The 18,068-nt window shown below is 59.2% G+C and carries 15 protein-coding genes; 3 read left to right on the plus strand and 12 right to left on the minus strand.

The genetic code is table 11. The features are described 5' to 3' along the window. Positions 1 to 209: 209 nt before the first annotated feature. Entirely contained in the window at positions 210 to 1,298 is a 1,089-nt protein-coding gene (locus AC2TEL_RS13580; protein WP_480839961.1) for a PA0069 family radical SAM protein, read from the plus strand. 50 nt (positions 1,299 to 1,348) lie between these two features. On the opposite strand, the gene gltA is transcribed toward AC2TEL_RS13580, so the two are convergent. Then, entirely contained in the window at positions 1,349 to 2,644 is a 1,296-nt protein-coding gene (gltA, locus tag AC2TEL_RS13585) for a citrate synthase (RefSeq protein ID WP_480839959.1), read from the minus strand. A gap of 121 nt (positions 2,645 to 2,765) precedes the next feature. Continuing rightward, positions 2,766 to 4,166 (minus strand): glutamate--tRNA ligase, encoded by a 1,401-nt coding sequence (gltX, locus tag AC2TEL_RS13590; RefSeq protein WP_480839958.1) that lies wholly within the window; start codon positions 4,164 to 4,166, stop codon positions 2,766 to 2,768. Between the two features lie 78 nt (positions 4,167 to 4,244). On the opposite strand from gltX, the gene AC2TEL_RS13595 reads away from it, so the two are divergent. Next, positions 4,245 to 6,284 carry a ComEC/Rec2 family competence protein gene (locus tag AC2TEL_RS13595; RefSeq protein WP_480904504.1) on the plus strand — a complete coding sequence of 680 codons (2,040 nt, stop codon included), beginning with the start codon at positions 4,245 to 4,247 and terminating at the stop codon, positions 6,282 to 6,284. Here the strand turns inward: AC2TEL_RS13595 and lexA are convergent. The 6 genes from lexA to AC2TEL_RS13625 form a co-directional block, all read right to left on the minus strand. After that, entirely contained in the window at positions 6,278 to 6,976 is a 699-nt protein-coding gene (gene lexA, locus AC2TEL_RS13600) for a transcriptional repressor LexA (protein WP_480840240.1), read from the minus strand. The genes AC2TEL_RS13595 and lexA overlap by 7 nt on opposite strands. A 78-nt stretch (positions 6,977 to 7,054) precedes the next feature. Next, the gene (locus tag AC2TEL_RS13605) at positions 7,055 to 8,227 is read right to left on the minus strand and encodes a molybdopterin molybdotransferase MoeA (protein ID WP_480904507.1); all 1,173 of its coding nucleotides are present in this window, start codon (positions 8,225 to 8,227) and stop codon (positions 7,055 to 7,057) included. After that, complete coding sequence (gene moaC, locus AC2TEL_RS13610; protein WP_480904509.1) at positions 8,224 to 8,697, minus strand: cyclic pyranopterin monophosphate synthase MoaC; 474 nt, start codon at positions 8,695 to 8,697, stop codon at positions 8,224 to 8,226. Before moaC ends, AC2TEL_RS13605 begins: the two co-directional genes overlap by 4 nt. Beyond that, a complete protein-coding gene (trpC, locus tag AC2TEL_RS13615; RefSeq protein WP_480839951.1) occupies positions 8,697 to 9,509 on the minus strand; it encodes an indole-3-glycerol phosphate synthase TrpC in 813 nt (270 codons plus the stop codon). Before trpC ends, moaC begins: the two co-directional genes overlap by 1 nt. Continuing rightward, the gene (gene trpD / locus AC2TEL_RS13620; protein WP_480904512.1) at positions 9,506 to 10,525 is read right to left on the minus strand and encodes an anthranilate phosphoribosyltransferase; all 1,020 of its coding nucleotides are present in this window, start codon (positions 10,523 to 10,525) and stop codon (positions 9,506 to 9,508) included. The genes trpC and trpD overlap by 4 nt, the downstream gene beginning before the upstream one ends. Continuing rightward, positions 10,522 to 11,103: an anthranilate synthase component II gene (locus tag AC2TEL_RS13625; protein ID WP_480839947.1), complete on the minus strand. Its 582-nt coding sequence runs from the start codon at positions 11,101 to 11,103 to the stop codon at positions 10,522 to 10,524. Before AC2TEL_RS13625 ends, trpD begins: the two co-directional genes overlap by 4 nt. A gap of 198 nt (positions 11,104 to 11,301) precedes the next feature. Here AC2TEL_RS13625 and AC2TEL_RS13630 point away from each other — a divergent pair, with 198 nt between their 5' ends. Next, positions 11,302 to 12,816 (plus strand): divergent polysaccharide deacetylase family protein, encoded by a 1,515-nt coding sequence (locus AC2TEL_RS13630; protein WP_480839945.1) that lies wholly within the window; start codon positions 11,302 to 11,304, stop codon positions 12,814 to 12,816. Positions 12,817 to 12,863: 47 nt separating this feature from the next. Here the strand turns inward: AC2TEL_RS13630 and trpE are convergent, their stop codons facing one another. The 4 genes from trpE to gpt all read right to left on the minus strand — a co-directional run bounded on the left by trpE (position 12,864) and on the right by gpt (position 18,066). After that, the gene (gene trpE / locus AC2TEL_RS13635) at positions 12,864 to 14,375 is read right to left on the minus strand and encodes an anthranilate synthase component I (RefSeq protein ID WP_480839944.1); all 1,512 of its coding nucleotides are present in this window, start codon (positions 14,373 to 14,375) and stop codon (positions 12,864 to 12,866) included. Positions 14,376 to 14,387: 12 nt separating this feature from the next. Continuing rightward, the gene (locus AC2TEL_RS13640; RefSeq protein ID WP_480904515.1) at positions 14,388 to 16,229 is read right to left on the minus strand and encodes a peptidyl-prolyl cis-trans isomerase; all 1,842 of its coding nucleotides are present in this window, start codon (positions 16,227 to 16,229) and stop codon (positions 14,388 to 14,390) included. Positions 16,230 to 16,311: 82 nt separating this feature from the next. Continuing rightward, positions 16,312 to 17,487, minus strand: coding sequence for an aminotransferase (locus AC2TEL_RS13645; RefSeq protein ID WP_480904518.1), 1,176 nt, complete (start codon positions 17,485 to 17,487; stop codon positions 16,312 to 16,314). 69 nt (positions 17,488 to 17,556) lie between these two features. Next, positions 17,557 to 18,066: a xanthine phosphoribosyltransferase gene (gene gpt, locus AC2TEL_RS13650; RefSeq protein WP_480839938.1), complete on the minus strand. Its 510-nt coding sequence runs from the start codon at positions 18,064 to 18,066 to the stop codon at positions 17,557 to 17,559. Positions 18,067 to 18,068: the final 2 nt, after the last annotated feature.

Consider the following 18,068-nt stretch of genomic DNA (forward strand, 5'->3'; position numbering starts at 1 on the left):
CGCATGCATACTGTGACGATTGCGACCTTGGTCGTTCTTAGACCGACCTATAGGTCAAATTTTGGCGCAATGGGACGGATTTTTTTGCATGATTATCTTGTGATCCATTCAGGATCGTTCGGTTTTTTCAAATTATCCCATTGGCTGACGGCTCGGAGGTCCGCGGAAATCGCCTTGTCTGAGTAGCCGTGGTCCTATATCACAGAACAATGAGAACAAAGAGCGAACAAATTGTCAATCATGCAAGACTGGTCGCTCGCGGCACGGCGTCCAACCAGACCGGTCGTTTCGAGCGGTTTTCGACTGTCGCCATGAGTGATGGTTGGCACGACGACGAGGAATTGCCGCCGTTGCGTACCGAAATCCGGGATGAAGTTGCACGAAGCCTGATTACCTACAATGCGTCACCGGATTTACCCTTCGACCGTTCGATCAACCCATATCGAGGGTGCGAACACGGGTGCGTCTACTGTTTCGCGCGTCCGACGCATGCCTATCTGGGGCTTTCCCCGGGATTGGATTTCGAAACACGTCTGGTCGTGCGCCCGAACGCGGCAGAAGTGTTGCGGCGCGAACTGTCTGCTCGATCCTATAAAGTCGCGACCATCGCTCTGGGGACGAACACGGACCCCTACCAACCCGTCGAAAAAAAACGCGAAATCACAAGGTCTTGCCTTGAAGTCCTGAGAGAGTTTCAGCACCCGGTCGGTATCGTGACCAAGGGCGCACTAGTCGAGCGTGATCTGCACATTCTCGCACCGATGGCAAAGCTGGGTTTGGTTCGCGTAGGGATTTCGTTGACGACCCTAGATGCCGATCTGTCCCGCAGGATGGAACCACGCGCGCCATCTCCGCAACGCCGGTTGGAAACGATCCGGCGGCTGACCGAGGCCGGCGTTCCGGTGCGTGTCATGACGTCGCCTATCGTACCCGGACTGACGGATCACGAGCTCGAGCACCTGTTGGAGGCAGGTCAGGAGGCGGGAGCTGACGCAGCCAGTTGGATCATGCTGCGGCTGCCGCGGGAAGTTTCCGAGTTGTGGCAGGATTGGCTGGCAGAGCATGAACCAAACCGCGCCGGGAAAATCATGGCGCGCCTGCGAGAGATGCACGGGGGCAAAGACTATGATCCGCGCTGGGGCCATAGAATGCGAGGTGAAGGCACATATGCCGAGATGATCGCCCACCGCTTCAAGGCTGCGGTCAAACGACTTGGCTTGGCACTTCAAACGCCGCCATTACGGTGTGATCTGTTTGAAGTACCGCCGCAAGTCGGGGATCAATTGAGTCTGTTCTGACAAAAGAAGCCCCGGCGCGATGCCGGGGCTTTTTTGCGTACTGTTTGATTTCAACGATTCTCGATATCGACATAATCCCGCAGGGTTTCGCCCAGATACAACTGGCGCGGGCGACCGATTTTGTTCTGAGGATCGGCGATCATTTCCTTCCACTGGCTGACCCAGCCGACCGTGCGCGACAGCGCGAAGATCGGTGTGAACATCGATGTCGGGAAGCCCATCGCCTCGAGGATGATGCCCGAATAGAAATCGACATTCGGGAACAGCTTCTTCTCGGCGAAATACGGATCTTCCAGAGCTTCCTTCTCCAGCTCCTTTGCGACCTGCAGTTTCGGATTGTCCTCAATGCCCAGCAGGTCCAGCACCTCGTCCGCAGACTGCTTCATCACTTTGGCGCGTGGGTCGAAGTTTTTGTACACGCGGTGGCCGAAGCCCATCAGGCGGAACGGATCGTCCTTGTCCTTGGCACGGGCGATATACTCGGGGATGCGATCAACGGTGCCGATCTCCTCGAGCATTTCAAGGCAAGCCTGGTTGGCGCCACCATGGGCCGGACCCCAGAGGCAGGCTATGCCGGCGGCGATACACGCGAACGGGTTCGCACCCGAAGACGAGGCCAGACGCACGGTCGAGGTCGAAGCGTTCTGTTCATGGTCGGCGTGCAGCGTGAAGATCCGGTCCATTGCGCGGCTTAGGATCGGGTTAACTTCATACTCTTCGGCCGGAACGCTGAAACACATGCGCAGGAAATTCGACGCATAGTCCAGATCATTACGCGGATACACGAAAGGCTGGCCGGTGTGATACTTGTACGCCCAGGCCGCGATGGTGGGCATCTTGGCGATCAGGCGGTGCGACGCGATCTCGCGCTGGCGCGGGTCCGAGATATCGGTCGAATCGTGATAGAAGGCAGACATCGCGCCCACGACGCCAACCATAATGGCCATCGGATGCGCGTCGCGACGGAAACCGCGATAAAAATACTGCATCTGTTCGTGCAGCATGGTGTGGCGCGTGATCGTGGTTTCGAACTTTTCCAGATCCTTCGCGACCGGAAGCTCTCCGTACAGCAGCAGGTAACAGACTTCCAGAAAGTGGGATTTTTCAGCAAGTTGGTCGATGGGGTAACCCCGGTGCAGCAATTCACCTTTTTCCCCGTCGATATAGGTGATTGTGCTGTCGCAGCTTGCAGTCGATGTGAAACCGGGATCATAGGTGAAAACACCGGCATCGCTATAAAGTTTGCGGATATCAACAACGTCCGGACCAGCGGTCGGCGAGTGAACCGGCAACTCATACTCTTTACCATGAACAGTCAGAGTGGCGGTTTTGTTGCTATCGGTCATTTCGTCCCTTCCTTAGTCATGCGCAAGTCGGTTCGCTGTCCGACCTTGCGGGCAACGGCTGCACGCAAGCGCGCAGTCCGGGTCTTAGCGGAGCAGCGTTACCCGAATGTGAAGGTCGGGCTTAATTCACTGCATCGGAAAGCCGCGCCAGGGTCTCATCCCTCCCAAGCACGAGCATCATATCAAAAACCGAAGGTGTCACGGCTCGACCTGCAAGCACCGCCCGCAGCGGACCTGCCAGTTTACCGAACTTTAGCCCATTCGCTTCTGCGAACGAATTCAGGGTTTCCTCCAGTTCGTTACGGGACCAGCTAGCATTTTGCAGCTGCGGCGTCAATTCGCCCAGTATACCATCGGATACAGATGAGAGCGCTTTTTGAGCCTTCTCGTCTGGTTCGATCGGCCTTTCAGTCAAAACAAAATGCGCTTTTTCAAGCAGTTCCGGGAAAGTTCGGGCCCGATCCTTGAGGCAATACATCGCACGTTCCAGATCACTGGATTGTGTGCCAATCAATGGATCAAGCTCAGCCGCTGCCAGATAGCCATCAATCTCTTGCCGCAATGCAGCATCATCGGAAACTGCGATATGCTGCCCACAGAGGTTCTCAAGCTTCTTCAGATCGAACCGGGCGGGACTTTTGCCGATACCATCCAGATCAAACCATTCTTTCGCCTGTTCGTCGGTAAAGAACTCATCGTCGCCGTGGCTCCAACCCAGCCGCGCCAGGTAATTGCGCATGCCGGCGGCGGGATAGCCCATGGCCTGATATTCCTGCGCACCCAACGCTCCGTGCCGTTTGCTGAGTTTCTTGCCGTCGGGGCCGTGAATCAACGGGATATGCGCCCAGACCGGCACGTCCCATCCCATAGCCTCGTAGATCATCATCTGACGCGCTGCGTTGTTCAGATGGTCGTCTCCCCGGATCACGTGGGTCACGCCCATGTCGTGATCGTCCACCACCACCGCCAGCATGTAGACAGGCGTTCCGTCCGAGCGGAGCAGGATCATATCGTCAAGTTGATCGTTGCGAATGGTAACGTCACCCTGAACCCGGTCCCGGATCACTGTAGTTCCGTCCTGAGGGGCCTTGATGCGGATCACAAACGGCAAATCAGGATGGGTCGATGGGTCGGCATCTCTCCAGGGGCTGCGGAACAAGGTCGATTTGCCCTCAGCGCGCGCCTGATCCCGGAACGCGGCAATTTCTTCCTGTGTCGAGAAACACTTATAGGCCTTACTTTCAGCAAGCAGCTGGTGCGCCACTTCGGCGTGACGCGAAGCACCTTCGAACTGGCTGATGACGTCGCCGTCATGATCCAGCCCCAGCCATTCCATCCCCTGCAGAATCGCTGCCGTCGCTTCGGGGGTCGAGCGTTCACGGTCGGTGTCTTCGATCCGCAACAGGAACTTGCCGCCACGACCCCGTGCATACAGCCAGTTGAACAGTGCGGTGCGAGCGCCGCCGATATGCAGAAAACCAGTGGGAGAAGGGGCGAAACGGGTGACGACCTGATCGGACATGGTGGTGATTAACCTTTTGGTAACCGTAGCGGCTTAGAGTTGGCGCCTGTCTAACGAGCCCGGAGGACGGGGGCAACCATGCGTGTTCTGGCCGGGATTGAGACCGCATTATTGAAGCAGCGAGGGTATCTGTTTCCGTGGTCGCCGGTCTGCCTGGCAGTTGGAGTTGGCCTCTATTTCAACCTGCGGTTTGAACCCGGCCCGCAACTCTATGGCTGGGTTCTGGTCGTGGCGCTGGGTGCGGCAATTGGTGGTTTGAAACTGCCCGCCGCATGGTCTCCGCTGGCTGTTGGTGTGGCGCTGGTCGCCGCCGGTTTCCTGCTGGCCGGTGCGCGCGCCCACGCAGTTGCAGAGCCGGTTCTGCAATGGCGCTACTATGGCCCGATCGAGGGGCGGGTCGTGGCGCTGGACCGCTCTGCGTCGGATGCGCTGCGGGTGACGCTGGATCGGGTACGACTTAGGGATGTACCTGAAGAACAGCGACCGCAGCGCATCCGGCTTTCCGTGCATGGCGAAGCTGTTCCGTTGGCGCCGGGTCAAAGGATCATGACGACCGCGCATATGTCTCCGCCGCAGGGACCGGTCGAGCCCGGTGGTTTTGATTTCCGCCGACATGCCTGGTTTCAACAGCTGGGTGCCGTTGGGTATACCCGGGTTCCTATCATGTCTGCGGCCCCGGCGCAGGATGGGCGCACGGGAATTTTGATCACGTCCTGGCGCATGGCGATATCCGATCATGTGCGCAGCGAACTACCGGGCGACATTGGCGGTTTTGCTGCTGCCGTAACAACCGGGGATCGCAGCGGCATGGGGCAGAAAACACTTGAATCACTAAGAGCGTCCAACCTTGCGCATCTGCTGGCTATTTCCGGGTTGCACATGGGTCTTCTGACCGGATTTGTCTTCGTGGCTTGTCGGGTCGGATTCGCAGCGATTCCCGTGCTGGCATTGCGCTGGCCGGTGCGAAAGCTTGCCGCTGTCTGTGCGTTGGTTGCCGCAACGATCTATCTTCTACTGTCGGGTGGAAACGTCGCGACCGAGCGCGCCTTTGTGATGGTCAGCGTCATGTTCGGCGCAGTGCTATTCGACCGCAGGGCAATTTCCTTGAGGGCCGTAGCCGTTGCGGCCCTGATCGTTTTGATCCTTCGACCTGAATCCCTGTTAAGCCCCGGGTTCCAGATGTCTTTTGCCGCAACTACGGCTTTGGTCGCGGTATTCGGAGGGTTGCGTGATTTCGGACCGTTCCACGGCCCAAAATGGGCGAAGCCAGTGCTGGGGTTGTTGATGTCTTCTGCCATCGCGGGCCTTGCCACAGCACCAGTTGGGGCCGCGCATTTCAATACCATGTCACACTATGGTCTGCTGGCGAACCTTTTGTCCGTACCCGTCATGGGTTCGGTGGTGGTTCCAGCCGCCGTTGTGGCGGCGTTGCTGGCGCCATTTGGGTTGGAGTGGCTCGCGTTGGCGCTGATGGGCATTGGGTTGCGCTGGATTCTGGGGGTTGCCGAATGGACCTCGGGGTTGGATGGCGCACAGGGATATGTGGTCAGCCCGCCGGATCTTGTGCTTCCCATCCTGGCATTGGGCGCCCTATGGGTGATCCTTTGGCAAGGTCGTGCCAGATGGGCAGGTGTGGTGCCAATCATTGCTGCGCTGATGCTGTGGGGACAGGGGCATCGGCCGGAAGTTCTGGTTGCCGATACGGGCGGCCTGGTTGGCGTTATGACCGAAAACGGACGGGCACTGAGCAAAGAAAAGGGGAACGGTTTTGTGGCGTCAGTCTGGCTGGAAAATGATGGTGATGGTTCGGATCAAGCCCACGCCGCCGCCAGATGGCCTAATGTGCCGGATCGCATACAGCGGTATTTGCTGGCAGACAAAGAACTGGTTCACGTCACTGGTAAAAAAGCGGCTCAACGCTTTGACGAATGCAACGAAAAACAGATCGTGGTATCGCCAGTTGCCTTGGAACTCAGCGGCGAATGCGTTGTATTCGGCCCCGAAAAACTACTGAGTTCGGGCAGCCTGGCAATTGACAATGGTCAGCTTGTGACCAGCGCTGAGGTTTCCGGGCGCAGGCTTTGGTCGCCGGATGCCCGGAACATCAAGGATCAGTAGCTGCGGATCAGCCCGACCAGACGACCCTGAACCTTAACCTTTTCTTCAGGAAGAACACGTGTCTCATAGGCCGGGTTGGCGGCTTCCAACGCGATTGCGTGCCCGCGCCGGAAGAACCGCTTGAGCGTGGCTTCCTGATCTTCGACCAAGGCCACTACGATATCGCCATTATCTGCGACAGTCGTTTCGCGGATCACAACGACGTCTCCGTCGTTGATTCCCGCGTCGATCATCGAATCTCCTCGCACTTCAAGGGCGTAGTGGTCGCCATGTCCGGATACCATGGTACCGGGAACCGCAACGTGATGAGATACATGGCTGATCGCTTCGATTGGAACACCGGCGGCGATACGGCCCATTACCGGCAATTCCATCGCGTCTACCGCCACCGGTTCATAATTCGCCGGACGTGGCCCGGAGGGGCGGTTGCCTTCGATCACGCGTGGTGTGAAACCGGCCGTCGGCTCGCCCCCAAGGCTTTCCGGCAACTTGACGATCTCGATGGCGCGGGCCCGATGGGCGAGTCGGCGGATAAAGCCACGCTCCTCCAACGCCGTAATCAAACGGTGGATCCCGGATTTAGACCTCAGATCCAGTGCAATCTTCATTTCGTCGAAACTGGGCGGAACACCGTCCGCCTGAACGCGTTTATGAATGAATTCCAGCAAATCCAGCTGTTTCTTGGTCAGCATCGCTCGCACCTCGTCGCTCATGCGTTTTCTTTTGTTCTACGCATGTTCACGTTTTGTGTCAACGGATTTGCCGGTTTGCTAGATTGGCAGGTACAGAACCTCGTCGCCGATTGTACGTTCTGGATCATGTGGGTCACGTACAAGCAACGCGTTGGCCCGAGCCAATACGCTGAGCAGAGAACTGTCCTGATCGTCGCAGGCCCGGATGCCGGTCTCGTCAAGAATGGCGCGCATGTAGTGTTCGCGTGGACCGTTCTTGCCAAGTGGCGCTGTGAGTTTGGCGCGTTGAAAAGGCGACAGCACTTGTTCAAGCCCAAGCATGCGCCGCACCATGGGGGCCAGGAACAGATAGCCGCAAACCATGGCGCTGACCGGGTTTCCGGGTAGGCCGACCATCGCGGCATTGCCCAGCCGCCCGGCCATAAGCGGTTTTCCCGGGCGCATCCTTATCTTGTAGAAGGACCGTGCCATCCCAAGTGCCTCTGAGACATCAGCGACGAGGTCATGATCTCCGACCGAGGCGCCCCCGATGGTAACGACCAGATCGGTTCCGTGCGCCAACTCGAACGCTGCTTCGAGTGATGCGGGTGTGTCCTGCGCGATCGGCAATACGCGAACATGTGCTCCAGCGTCTTCCAGTAAGGCTTTGAGGCCAAACGTATTTGAGGCGATAATCTGGTCCGGGCCAGGGGTCTCGCCGGGCATGACCAGCTCGTTTCCCGTCGAAATCAGCGCGATCTCCGGTTTTCGAGTCACCGAAGCGACGGGGGCGTTCATCGCCGCCATCAGGGCAATGTCTTCCGCGCGCAGGTGTCGTGGCGCGGAAATCCTAGTTCCGACCTCGAAATCAATCCCTGCCGGGCGGATGTTGGTCTTGGCGCCGGGGTCGTCAGTGATCGTGATCAGGTTGTCCCGCCGGTCTACGTCTTCCTGAATAACGACAAAGTCAGTGCCTTCTGGAACCGGTGCACCAGTAAAGATGCGCACGGCCTGACCGGCACCGACGGAGCCGTCAAAACGATGACCCGCTCTGGCCTCACCAATAACCTTGAACATCGCGTGCAGTTCAACTTCGGTTGATTTGACCGCATAGCCATCCATCGAGGACGCGGCAAACGGCGGTTGGTTTCGCGTGGCGACCACATCTTCGGCCAGAACGCGGCCGGCGGCTTCGGCCAAAGGAACAGTCTCGGCAGGGAGTGGAGTAACCAGATCAAAGAGTAGGCTGCGTGCCTCTACTACGGTAATCATTCCGCTTCGTAACGCCCTGATTTACCGCCATCTTTCAGCAGAACCCTGATCCCGCCTATTTCCATCGCCTTGTCCACCGCCTTGGTCATGTCATAGACCGTCAGCGCTGCCGTCGAAACTGCAGTCAAAGCTTCCATCTCAACGCCGGTCTGCCCTGATGTCTTGACAGTCGCTTCAATTTGTACGCCCGGCAAGTCGGGATCCAGCGTCAGTTTCACGGCCGCACGTGTGATCGGCAACGGGTGGCACAAGGGGATCAGGTCCGGGGTTTTCTTCGCACCCATGATCCCGGCCAGTCGCGCCACGCCCAGGACATCGCCTTTCTTTGCGCGGCCTTCCGAAATGATTTCAAAGGTTTCCCGAGCCATCTTCACGTGACCTGCAGCCACGGCAACGCGATCCGTTACCGCCTTGTCCGAGACATCGACCATATGGGCCTGGCCTTGTGCATCGAAATGGGTCAGTGGCATCACATCACTCCGGGAACCAACGGGTTGGCGAGCAGCGTGTGGGTTGCGGCGGCCACATCATCCTGACGCATCAGGCTTTCGCCGATCAGAAAACAGCGCGCGCCATACCGGGCAATATCTGCCAAATCTTCGGGCGTGCTCAATCCGCTTTCGCAGACAATCGTACGATCCGCAGGAACCAGCTTTGACAATCGCCGTGTTGTGTCAAGAGTGGTCTCGAACGTCTTGAGGTTGCGGTTGTTTATTCCAATCAGCGAGCTTTTCAGTTGCGCAGCACGTTCCAGTTCGGCCTCGTCGTGCACCTCGATCAGAACATCCATACCCCAGTCAAAAGCGGTTTGTTCCAGTTCCGCAGCCTGCGCGTCGCTGACCGAGGCCATAATGATCAGGATGCAATCAGCCCCCAGCGCGCGCGCTTCGACCACTTGATAGGGGTCATACATGAAGTCCTTGCGCAATGCCGGCAGCGAGCACGCGGCGCGGGCCGCTGTCAGAAATTCCTTGGCTCCCTGAAAGCTGGGCGTATCGGTCAGAACTGACAGGCATGCAGCACCGCCTTGCTCATAAGCTTTGGCCAGGGACGGTGGATCGAAATCCGCGCGGATCAATCCCTTGGACGGGCTGGCTTTTTTTATCTCGGCGATCAAGCCATAGCCCTTGCGCGTCGCAGTTTGCAGGGCATCCGCAAATCCCCGAGTTTCCGGAGCCGCGTGCGCCTCGGTTTCCAGAGTTTCCAATGACTTACTGGCCTTGTCCGCAGCAACTTCTTCCAGTTTGTAGGCTTTGATCCTGTCCAGAACGGTCTCGGTCATGCGGCTTCCTGTGTAATTCGGGCCAGGGTGGCGATTTTGTCTTTGGCTTTACCGCTGCCGATACTTTCAGCTGCCATCGCGACGCCTTCCCGCAGGTCATTGGCCGCGTCGGCAACCACCAGCGCGGCAGCGGAATTCAGCAAGACAGCGTCGCGATAGGCCGAAGGCGCGCCATCCAGCAGAGCGCGGAAAGCGATGGCGTTCTCTTCGGGCGTTCCGCCGATGATATCCTCGAACGGATGAACCGGCAGGCCAGCGTCTTCGGGGTGAATCTCGACCTCTTTGACAGTGCCGTCCTCGACCGAGGCGACCCAACTGACACCGGTAATAGTCAACTCGTCCGTGCCATCCGATCCGTGAACCAGCCACGCGTGCTCGGATCCAAGCAAACCCAGAGTTTCGGCCATCGGGCGGATCAGGTCACGGCTGAAAGCGCCGGTCAGCTGTCGTCGCACCCCGGCCGGGTTGGTCAGCGGGCCCAGAATATTGAAAATCGTGCGCGTGCCCAGTTCCTGCCGAGACGGCATGACATGGGCGATAGCCGGATGATGCATAGGGGCCATCATAAAGCCAATACCGGCCTCTTTTAAAGCCCTTTCAACGACTTCCGGGCCGACCATAACGTTGATACCCAGTTGCCCCAGCGCATCCGCAGCCCCTGATTTCGAACTGAGATTGCGGTTGCCGTGCTTGGCCACGGTAACCCCCGCGCCGGCGACTACAAATGCCGTCGCGGTCGAGATGTTCAGCGTCCCTTTGCCATCGCCACCGGTGCCGACGATGTCCATGGCACCCACCGGAGCGTGTACCGCATGGCATTTGGCGCGCATCACTGCCGCTGCGGCAGCGTATTCATCGACGGTTTCACCGCGTGTCCGCATGGCCATAAGTAATCCACCGATCTGGCTGGGTGTTGCTTCTCCGTCAAACAAAATGCCAAATGCCTGTTCGGCCTCGGCGCGGGTCAGCGGCCGGTCGGCCGCAGCACCGATCAGCGGTTTCAGTGCGTCGCTCATGCGGGGACTTTCATTTCATTCAGGAAGTTCTTGAGCAGGGCATGGCCATGTTCTGACGCAATGGATTCAGGGTGAAACTGAACGCCATGTATCGGCAATTCCTTGTGCTGCAGCCCCATGATCGTGCCGTCGTCGAGTTCAGCCGTGATTTCAAGACAGCCGGGCAGGGTGTCGCGTTCGACAATCAGCGAGTGATACCTAGTTGCGTCAAACGGCGTCGGCAGGCCGGCAAAAACGCCCATTCCGTTATGGTGCATCTGGCCCATCTTGCCGTGCACGATCTCGTGACAGCGCACGACGTTGCCGCCAAAGGCTTGGCCGATGGTCTGATGCCCAAGACACACACCCATCAGTGGCGTCCGAGTTTCAGCCGCAGCTTCCGTCAGTGCCAGGCAAATGCCGGCCTGATCCGGGTCACAGGGGCCGGGGCTCAGCAGTATTCCTGCCGGATTCATGGCCATCGCTTCCTGCACGTCCAGCGCGTCGTTGCGCCGCACAACCATTTCAGCGCCCAGTTCGCCCAGATAGTGAACGAGGTTGTAGGTAAACGAGTCATAGTTGTCGATCAGCAGCAGCATTTTGCACGTGTCTTATGTTCGAGCATTTCGGGCTGGCGATGCAGCCCCGAGACGCGATATAATGTCGGGACATACATGCTCAGGCTTGTGCGGCAGCGTCAAGGGGACATCGGCCCCCGGCGTTTTCGCAAGTGAGTGCCGCAGCAGACGGCGCCCGAGGTAGGTAAGGCAGGAAACAACGCGAGAGGCGAGATTTCGATGGGCGGATTTTTCGGTGGACTGATCGCCGGGGCGGTCACTGTGTTGATCGTGGGCGTGGCATTGTCCGTGACCACACCGCTGACCCGCAAACCCGAAGTTACAACCACAGCGCCTGTCGTGGCGACTGTGCCCGTGCTTGAGGGCACGGCGAATGTGGACGGAACCGGAAACGACGCGGATCTGGTCGAGTTACCTCCTCGTGCACCGGAAAGCCCCGAAGACCAATCTGATACGCTAGCCAGTCTGAGTGATGCCGAGCCGCAAACCGACGCTTTACCGCAGACCGGGACCGCGCCCCTGGAATTGGATGAACCGGACACGCCGACTGCGCCTTCGGTGACGGTAGCGGTGGATTCACCTGCCGTGCCGGCAGAAACCGCGCCTGCGCCGGTGTTGCCCAGTCAGGACGTGGAACCAGATACGGTCGCGGAAGTGCCATCCCCGCCAAAACCGGTGGTCATCGAAGAGTCGACGCCGGAACCGGAACCGCAACTGACGGAACCAGTTGTACCGGAGGTGACCCCCGAAGTCGCCGAGCAGCCCGAAGAGCCTGCACCCAAGGAAGACGAACAGCAGGTCGCTATCGTGGAGCCGGAACCAGAACCTCAGCCCGTGTTACCGGAAGTCCGGTCCGAGCCTCGGGTCGAAGGCAATCCAATTGCCGTTGAGGGGGAAGAAGACACAGAACCGCGCGACCTGCCTCGGATCGCGTCCTTGCCTCAGATCGGTGGCGAGCAACCTTCGGTGACATCTCCGGGCGTTGGTAAACGAATCCTGCCGCTGACGGAACGGGACGAGCCCGAGGTCGAAGAAGTTGTCGAAGCACCGACGACCACAGGAAAGCCGATCGAGGACTATGCGGCAAGTTTTGAAAACCCCGAAGCCAAGCCGCTGATGTCGATTATTCTGATCGACGACGAAGGCGCGTATGGCGCAGAGGCGCTGAAGGATTTCCCATACCCTCTGAGCTTTGCCGTAAAGCCGTCCGATCCCGAGGCCGCCGAGAAAATGGCCCGCCACCGTGCAGCGGGTTTCGAGGTCTTGGCTGTGGCCGATTTGCCTGCGGCAGCCAGTGCGCAGGATGCCGAAGTGTCCCTGTCGGTGTGGTTGGACGCTCTGCCCGAAACTGTTGGAATTCTGGAAGGTGTCGACACCGGCATCCAGGGCAACCGCAAGCTGGCTGATCAGGTGGCTGCAATTGCCGGAGGGACAGGACGTGGTCTGGTCACGCAGGGCAAGGGCTTGAACACAGTGCAGAAACTGGCTGCGCGTAACGGCATCCCGTCAAGCGTCGTGTTCCGGGATTTTGACGGTGCGCGCCAGGACCCGGACGTGATGCGCCGCTTTCTGGATCAGGCCGCGTTTCGTGCCAATCAGGAGGGCGCGGTCGTGATGCTGGGTCGCCTTCGCCCCGAGACTATTTCGGCCCTGTTGCTTTGGGGGCTTGAGGATCGCGGCAGCCGGGTCGCAATGGCCCCGATCTCGGCCGTGATGATGAACGAGATTCAGTGATGCATTGAGCGTGTGAAAGGGGCAGAGTTCGCGAGACCTGCCGCCGCTCAGCTGTTGCCGTTGCCGGTGAACCGCGCTGCATCGGCCGCCGCGCGACGGATGGCGTTCGACTTGTGAACGGTTTCCATGAACTCCGCTTCGGGGTCGCTGTCATAAACAACTCCGCCGCCGGCCTGAATATACAGCTTGTGATCCTTAACGATGGCCGTGCGTAGGGCGATGCACATATCCATGTCGCCGCCTGCGCTGAAATACCCGACACCGCCGCCATAGACGCCGCGCTTTTCCGGTTCCAGTTCGTCGATGATTTCCATCGCACGAACCTTTGGTGCACCAGACACCGTACCGGCAGGCATTCCCGCAAAAAAGGCATCTAACGCGTCTTTGTCCTCGGCCAATTCACCGACCACGTTGGAAACTATGTGCATCACGTGACTGTAGCGTTCGATGATGAACTCTTCGGTTGGACGCACGGTACCGATTTTCGAGACCCGACCTGTATCGTTGCGACCCAGATCCAGCAGCATCAGATGTTCGGCCAGCTCTTTCTTATCGGCCAACAAGTCGACTTCGTTGGCCTTGTCTTCTTCGGGCGTGGCGCCGCGCGGGCGGGTTCCGGCGATAGGTCGAATCGTCACTTCACTGCCGAAGACCCGCACCAGAATTTCCGGGCTGGCGCCAACGACCTGAAAGCCGCCAAAGTTGAAGTAGAACATGAAGGGCGACGGGTTCGTGCGCCGCAAGGATCGGTACAGCGCGAAGGGAGGCAGCGGGAAATCCTGCGTCCAGCGTTGTGCAGGGACGACCTGAAAGATGTCGCCGGCGCGGATGTACTCCTTGGCTTTCTCGACCGCTTCCATATAGCCGGACTTGGTAAAGTTCGACACCGGTGGCGCGACTTCGCCGGCTTCACCCAGATCGCGGGTTTCGGCGGGCATGGCGCGTTCCAGATCGCGAACGGCGTCCATCACGCGTTCGGCAGCCTGCGCATAGGCCGCTTTGGCCGACTGCCCGTCGCTGACCCAGGCCGGAGACACGACGGTGACTTCACCTTTGACCCCGTCCAAAACGGCAACGACCGAAGGGCGCAGCATGATTGCGTCCGGCAGGCCGAGCGGGTCCGGGTTCACGTCTGGCAGATATTCCACGAGACGAACCATGTCATAGCCCAAGTACCCAAAAAGACCTGCGGCGGCTTGGGGCAGGTTGTCGGGCAGTGCAATGCGGCTTTCCGCCAACAGCGCACGCAAGTTGTCCATCGGGTTGCCGCCCTGCGGCGCAAACGCATCCGCATCGAACCGGGCCGAGCGGTTCAGTGACGAGGTTTCCCCATGACACCGCCAGATCAGGTCGGGTTTCATCCCGATGATCGAATACCGACCACGGACCTCGCCACCGGTGACAGACTCCAACATGAAGGCGTCTTTCTGCGCGCCCGTCAGCTTGAGCATCAGGGACACGGGCGTATCCAGATCAGCGGCCAGTCGGGTATAGACGACTTGATTTTCACCCGCCTCATATGCGCGTGCGAATGCGTCGTACTCTGGTGTCAGGGCCATGTCCGGTCTCTTTTAGTAACTGGCCTGTACGGCGTTCAGGGCCTGTTGATCCACGACAGGACGGGCCCGGGTCTGAGCATCGCGCACGTAGATATCAAAGATGTTCTGTGCAAGCGCCTGATCCAACTGCGCGGCCAGCGCGTCCTGCATCTGACGTTGTTCATCGGTTTCCGCAGGTGGCAGTTCTTCGTCGAGACGCACGATCAGAGCAGTGCCAGGGCCCGGAATAACGCGCAGCTCTCCGGGCTCCATCTCGAATACCTGGCTCATGAAGTTGACCGGTGCATCATCCAGAAACGCCGTCCGGGTCAGCGCGTTTTCCACGCGGAAGGGCAGACCTGTTGCCGCGAAATCACCATCGGTCGCCAGTTGGGTCAAAATGCTGTTGGCCTGTTCCTGCAACGCCTTTGCGGTCTCTGCCTGCACCCATGCGCCGGCCACGCGAGAACGAGCTGTCTCCAGCGGTTCGGGGCGGGGTGGCAAAACCTCGTTCAATCGCAAAGCAAAGATCGAGCCATCTTCGAGAAACGCAACTTCGGGGAAATCACCGTCTTGCACGGCTTCTGCCGCAGTGCGGAACCCGTCATACGCGGCAATGCCGTCGTCGCTCTGCCGGGTCCAGTCAATCGTACCCAGCTCCATATCGGTTTCTGCCGCCAGTTCCTCCAGCGTGGCCCCACCGGCCAACATGTCGTTGATATCTTCGGCCTGCGCCTCGATCTGGCGGCGCGCACGGTCGGCGGCCAGTTCTTCCCGAAGTTCGGCTTCTGCGTCTTCAAAGCTAACGTTATTTGCGGCCAGCGAACCGTTGATGCGGAAAAGGGCGGGGCCAAAGACTGACGGAAGCGGCCCAACCACATCGTCGATCTCGGCCGCAAACACGGCGTCTGCTGCCTCTCCCAGGTCTTCGCGCGTGACGTCGCCCAGATCCACGTCGCTCAGCTCCAGCTCGCGGTCGCGAACCAACTGTTCGAAATCCGCCCCGCCGACTTCAAGCTGTGCCAACGCTTCGGTTGCTTCTGCTTCGCTTGAAAACACCAGACGTTCGACCAGGCGTCGTTCCGGCTGCTGGTACTGCTCGGCCCTCTGGTCAAATAGGCGGCGCACGGTCTCTTCGTCGACTTCGACCGTGTCCAGCAGCATGTCTGGCGACAGAACTGCATAAGTCAGCTGCTTGGTGCGGGGCAGGGTGAACTGATCGGTGTTCTCGTCGTAATAGGCCTGAACCTGTTCGTCCGTCGGCTCAGAGATCGGCGTCTCAAGCGCGTCAGAGGACAGGGTTGCTAGGGTAAAGCTGCGCCGGGCCAGAATATAGTTGGACAGCGCATCGGTCAGGGTGCGCGGCATCTCTACACCGCTCATGACAGCGCCCTGCACGATGGTGCGGGCGGATTCCTTGCGCAGGTCTGCCTCGAACTCGGAGTCCGTCAACCCGACCTGCTCAAGCTGAAAGCGGTAGGCCTCGCGATCAAACTCGCCGTTGACGCCTTGAAAGGCTTGAATTTGCACGATTTCCTTTTGGAGGTTCTCGTCACCGATTGAAACGCCCAACTGAGCAACCTCGTTGTCCAGCGCGGCCAGTGCGATCAGGCGTGACAGGGCCAGCCGGTCCAAGCCCAGGTCGCTGGCCTGAGACATCTGCATCGGCTGGCCGGTCTGCGCTTCGACCGCCCTGATTTCCCGTTGCAATTCACGCACATAGGAATCGATCGAAACGTTTTCATCGCCAACCTGCGCAACGGTTCGCACTGTGCCGGTGAGGCTGGTCGCACCAAACCCGGCCAGGCCCAGCATCAAAAGGCCCATGAGGATCCAGACAAAGGTCTTCGATAGGTTTTTCATGCCTGCGGCCATGGTGCCCTCTTGCTTTGGTGGTGGCAGGAACTGCCCGGTCGGTTGGCGCCCTGAATACGACGCGCACCGCCGAGGGGCAAGCTCAGAAGGTTACCGCTTGCAAACGGTCGAACAACCGCTCGATTCCGGCGCGATCAAGATTGGCGAAAGCCACGCGCACCTGCCGCTTTCCGGCCGGGTCGTGATCGGGCATGAACATCGTGCCCGGCAACAACAGGACGCCTGCTTCGCTGACCAATCGACGGGCAAGCTCGTCCGAGTCGATGTCGAAGGGGTGTTCGAGGTAGGCGAAATAGGCGCCAAGCCCCAGCAGCCGCCATCCTTTGTCGGCAAGACGGGGCATACCTTCACTGATTGCGGCACGGCGATCGAGAATCTCGTTGCGTTCAGCCGCCACCCATTCAGACAGGTGCTGCATGCCCCAGAGGGCGGCAAACTGGCCGATTTGGCCGGGGCAGATTGCAACCGTATCCAGAAACTTCTCCATCTCTGCCAAAAGCGCGGCGCTGCTGGCGACGGCGCCCACACGGTGCCCAGTCAATCGGTATGCTTTTGAGAATGAATAAAGATGAACCAGCGTATCCTGCCAGTCCGGCAACTGGAACAATTCGTGCGGTGGTCCGCTGCGGCTGTCAAAGTCGCGGTAGGTTTCATCGACGAGCAGGCGAATGCCCGCCTCCTGTGCTAGGTCATAGAAAGCACGCACAAGATCGGCGGGATACTCCACGCCGCCGGGATTGTTGGGGGTTACCAGCGCAATCGCGCGGGTTTTGTCGGTGATCAGGCCTCGGGCCCTGGCCGGATCGGGAAGCAGGTCGTCACCGGTCGGTAAATCGATGGCCTTAACGCCTGCCATGTCCAGCCACATTTTGTGGTTGAAATACCACGGGGTTGGCAGGATGATTTCATCCCCTTGATCAGTGATTGCCGAAACGACGGCCGAAAACGCCTGATTGCAGCCTGAGGTGATTGCCACTTGATTCTGGGAAATCCGGGCCGCGTAATGATCGCCGATTTGCACAGCAAGTTCCGCGCGCAGATCATCGTTTCCCAATACGGGCCCATAAAGATGGGCGCTGTCCTCTGAGATGGCGAATTCGGCCATGGCCTCGCGCAGCGCGAGGGGCGGCGGATCAACCGGGGCCGCCTGACTGACATTGATCAGCGGGCGGTCGGTGGGAAATGTGACCCCTTCAAGCCACCGGCGTGCCTCCATCACCGGAGGGGGAAAGGTGGCTGTGGTGCGGGTCTGGATCATGGCGTGCCGTTCTTGAGGCGAGGAACCTCCTCGCGCTTCGAGGTGTTTGTTGTGGAGAAATCCGTGGGATCAGTCGGTGCCCCGGTAGGGTTCGACATATTGCAGTGCCATGTCCCATGGAAAAAAGATCCAAGTGTCCTGGCTGACTTCGGTAATGAACGTGTCGACCATGGGGCGGCCCTTGGGTTTGGCATACACCGTCGCAAAATGCGCCTTGGGGTACATTACCCGCACAAGCTCCAGCGTTTTGCCGCTGTCGACGAGATCGTCGATGATCAGAATGCCTTCACCATCTCCCATCAGGTCCTTGTCCGGCGACTTCAGAACTTCGGCTTCGCCCTGGGCCTGATGGTGGTAAGATCTCACGCTGATCGTGTCGACAGTGCGAATGTCCAGCTCGCGGCTGACGATCATCGCCGGTGCCATGCCGCCGCGTGTAATCGCGACGACTGCGCGCCATGCACCGTCATCTGGGCCTTGGCCGTCCAGCCGCCACGCCAACGCGCGCGAGTCGCGGTGGATCTGATCCCAACTGATGTGAAAACCTTTTTCGTGGGGTAGGCGGTCTTTGGCGCTCATGA

The organism is Ruegeria sp. HKCCD9138 (assembly GCF_057220975.1).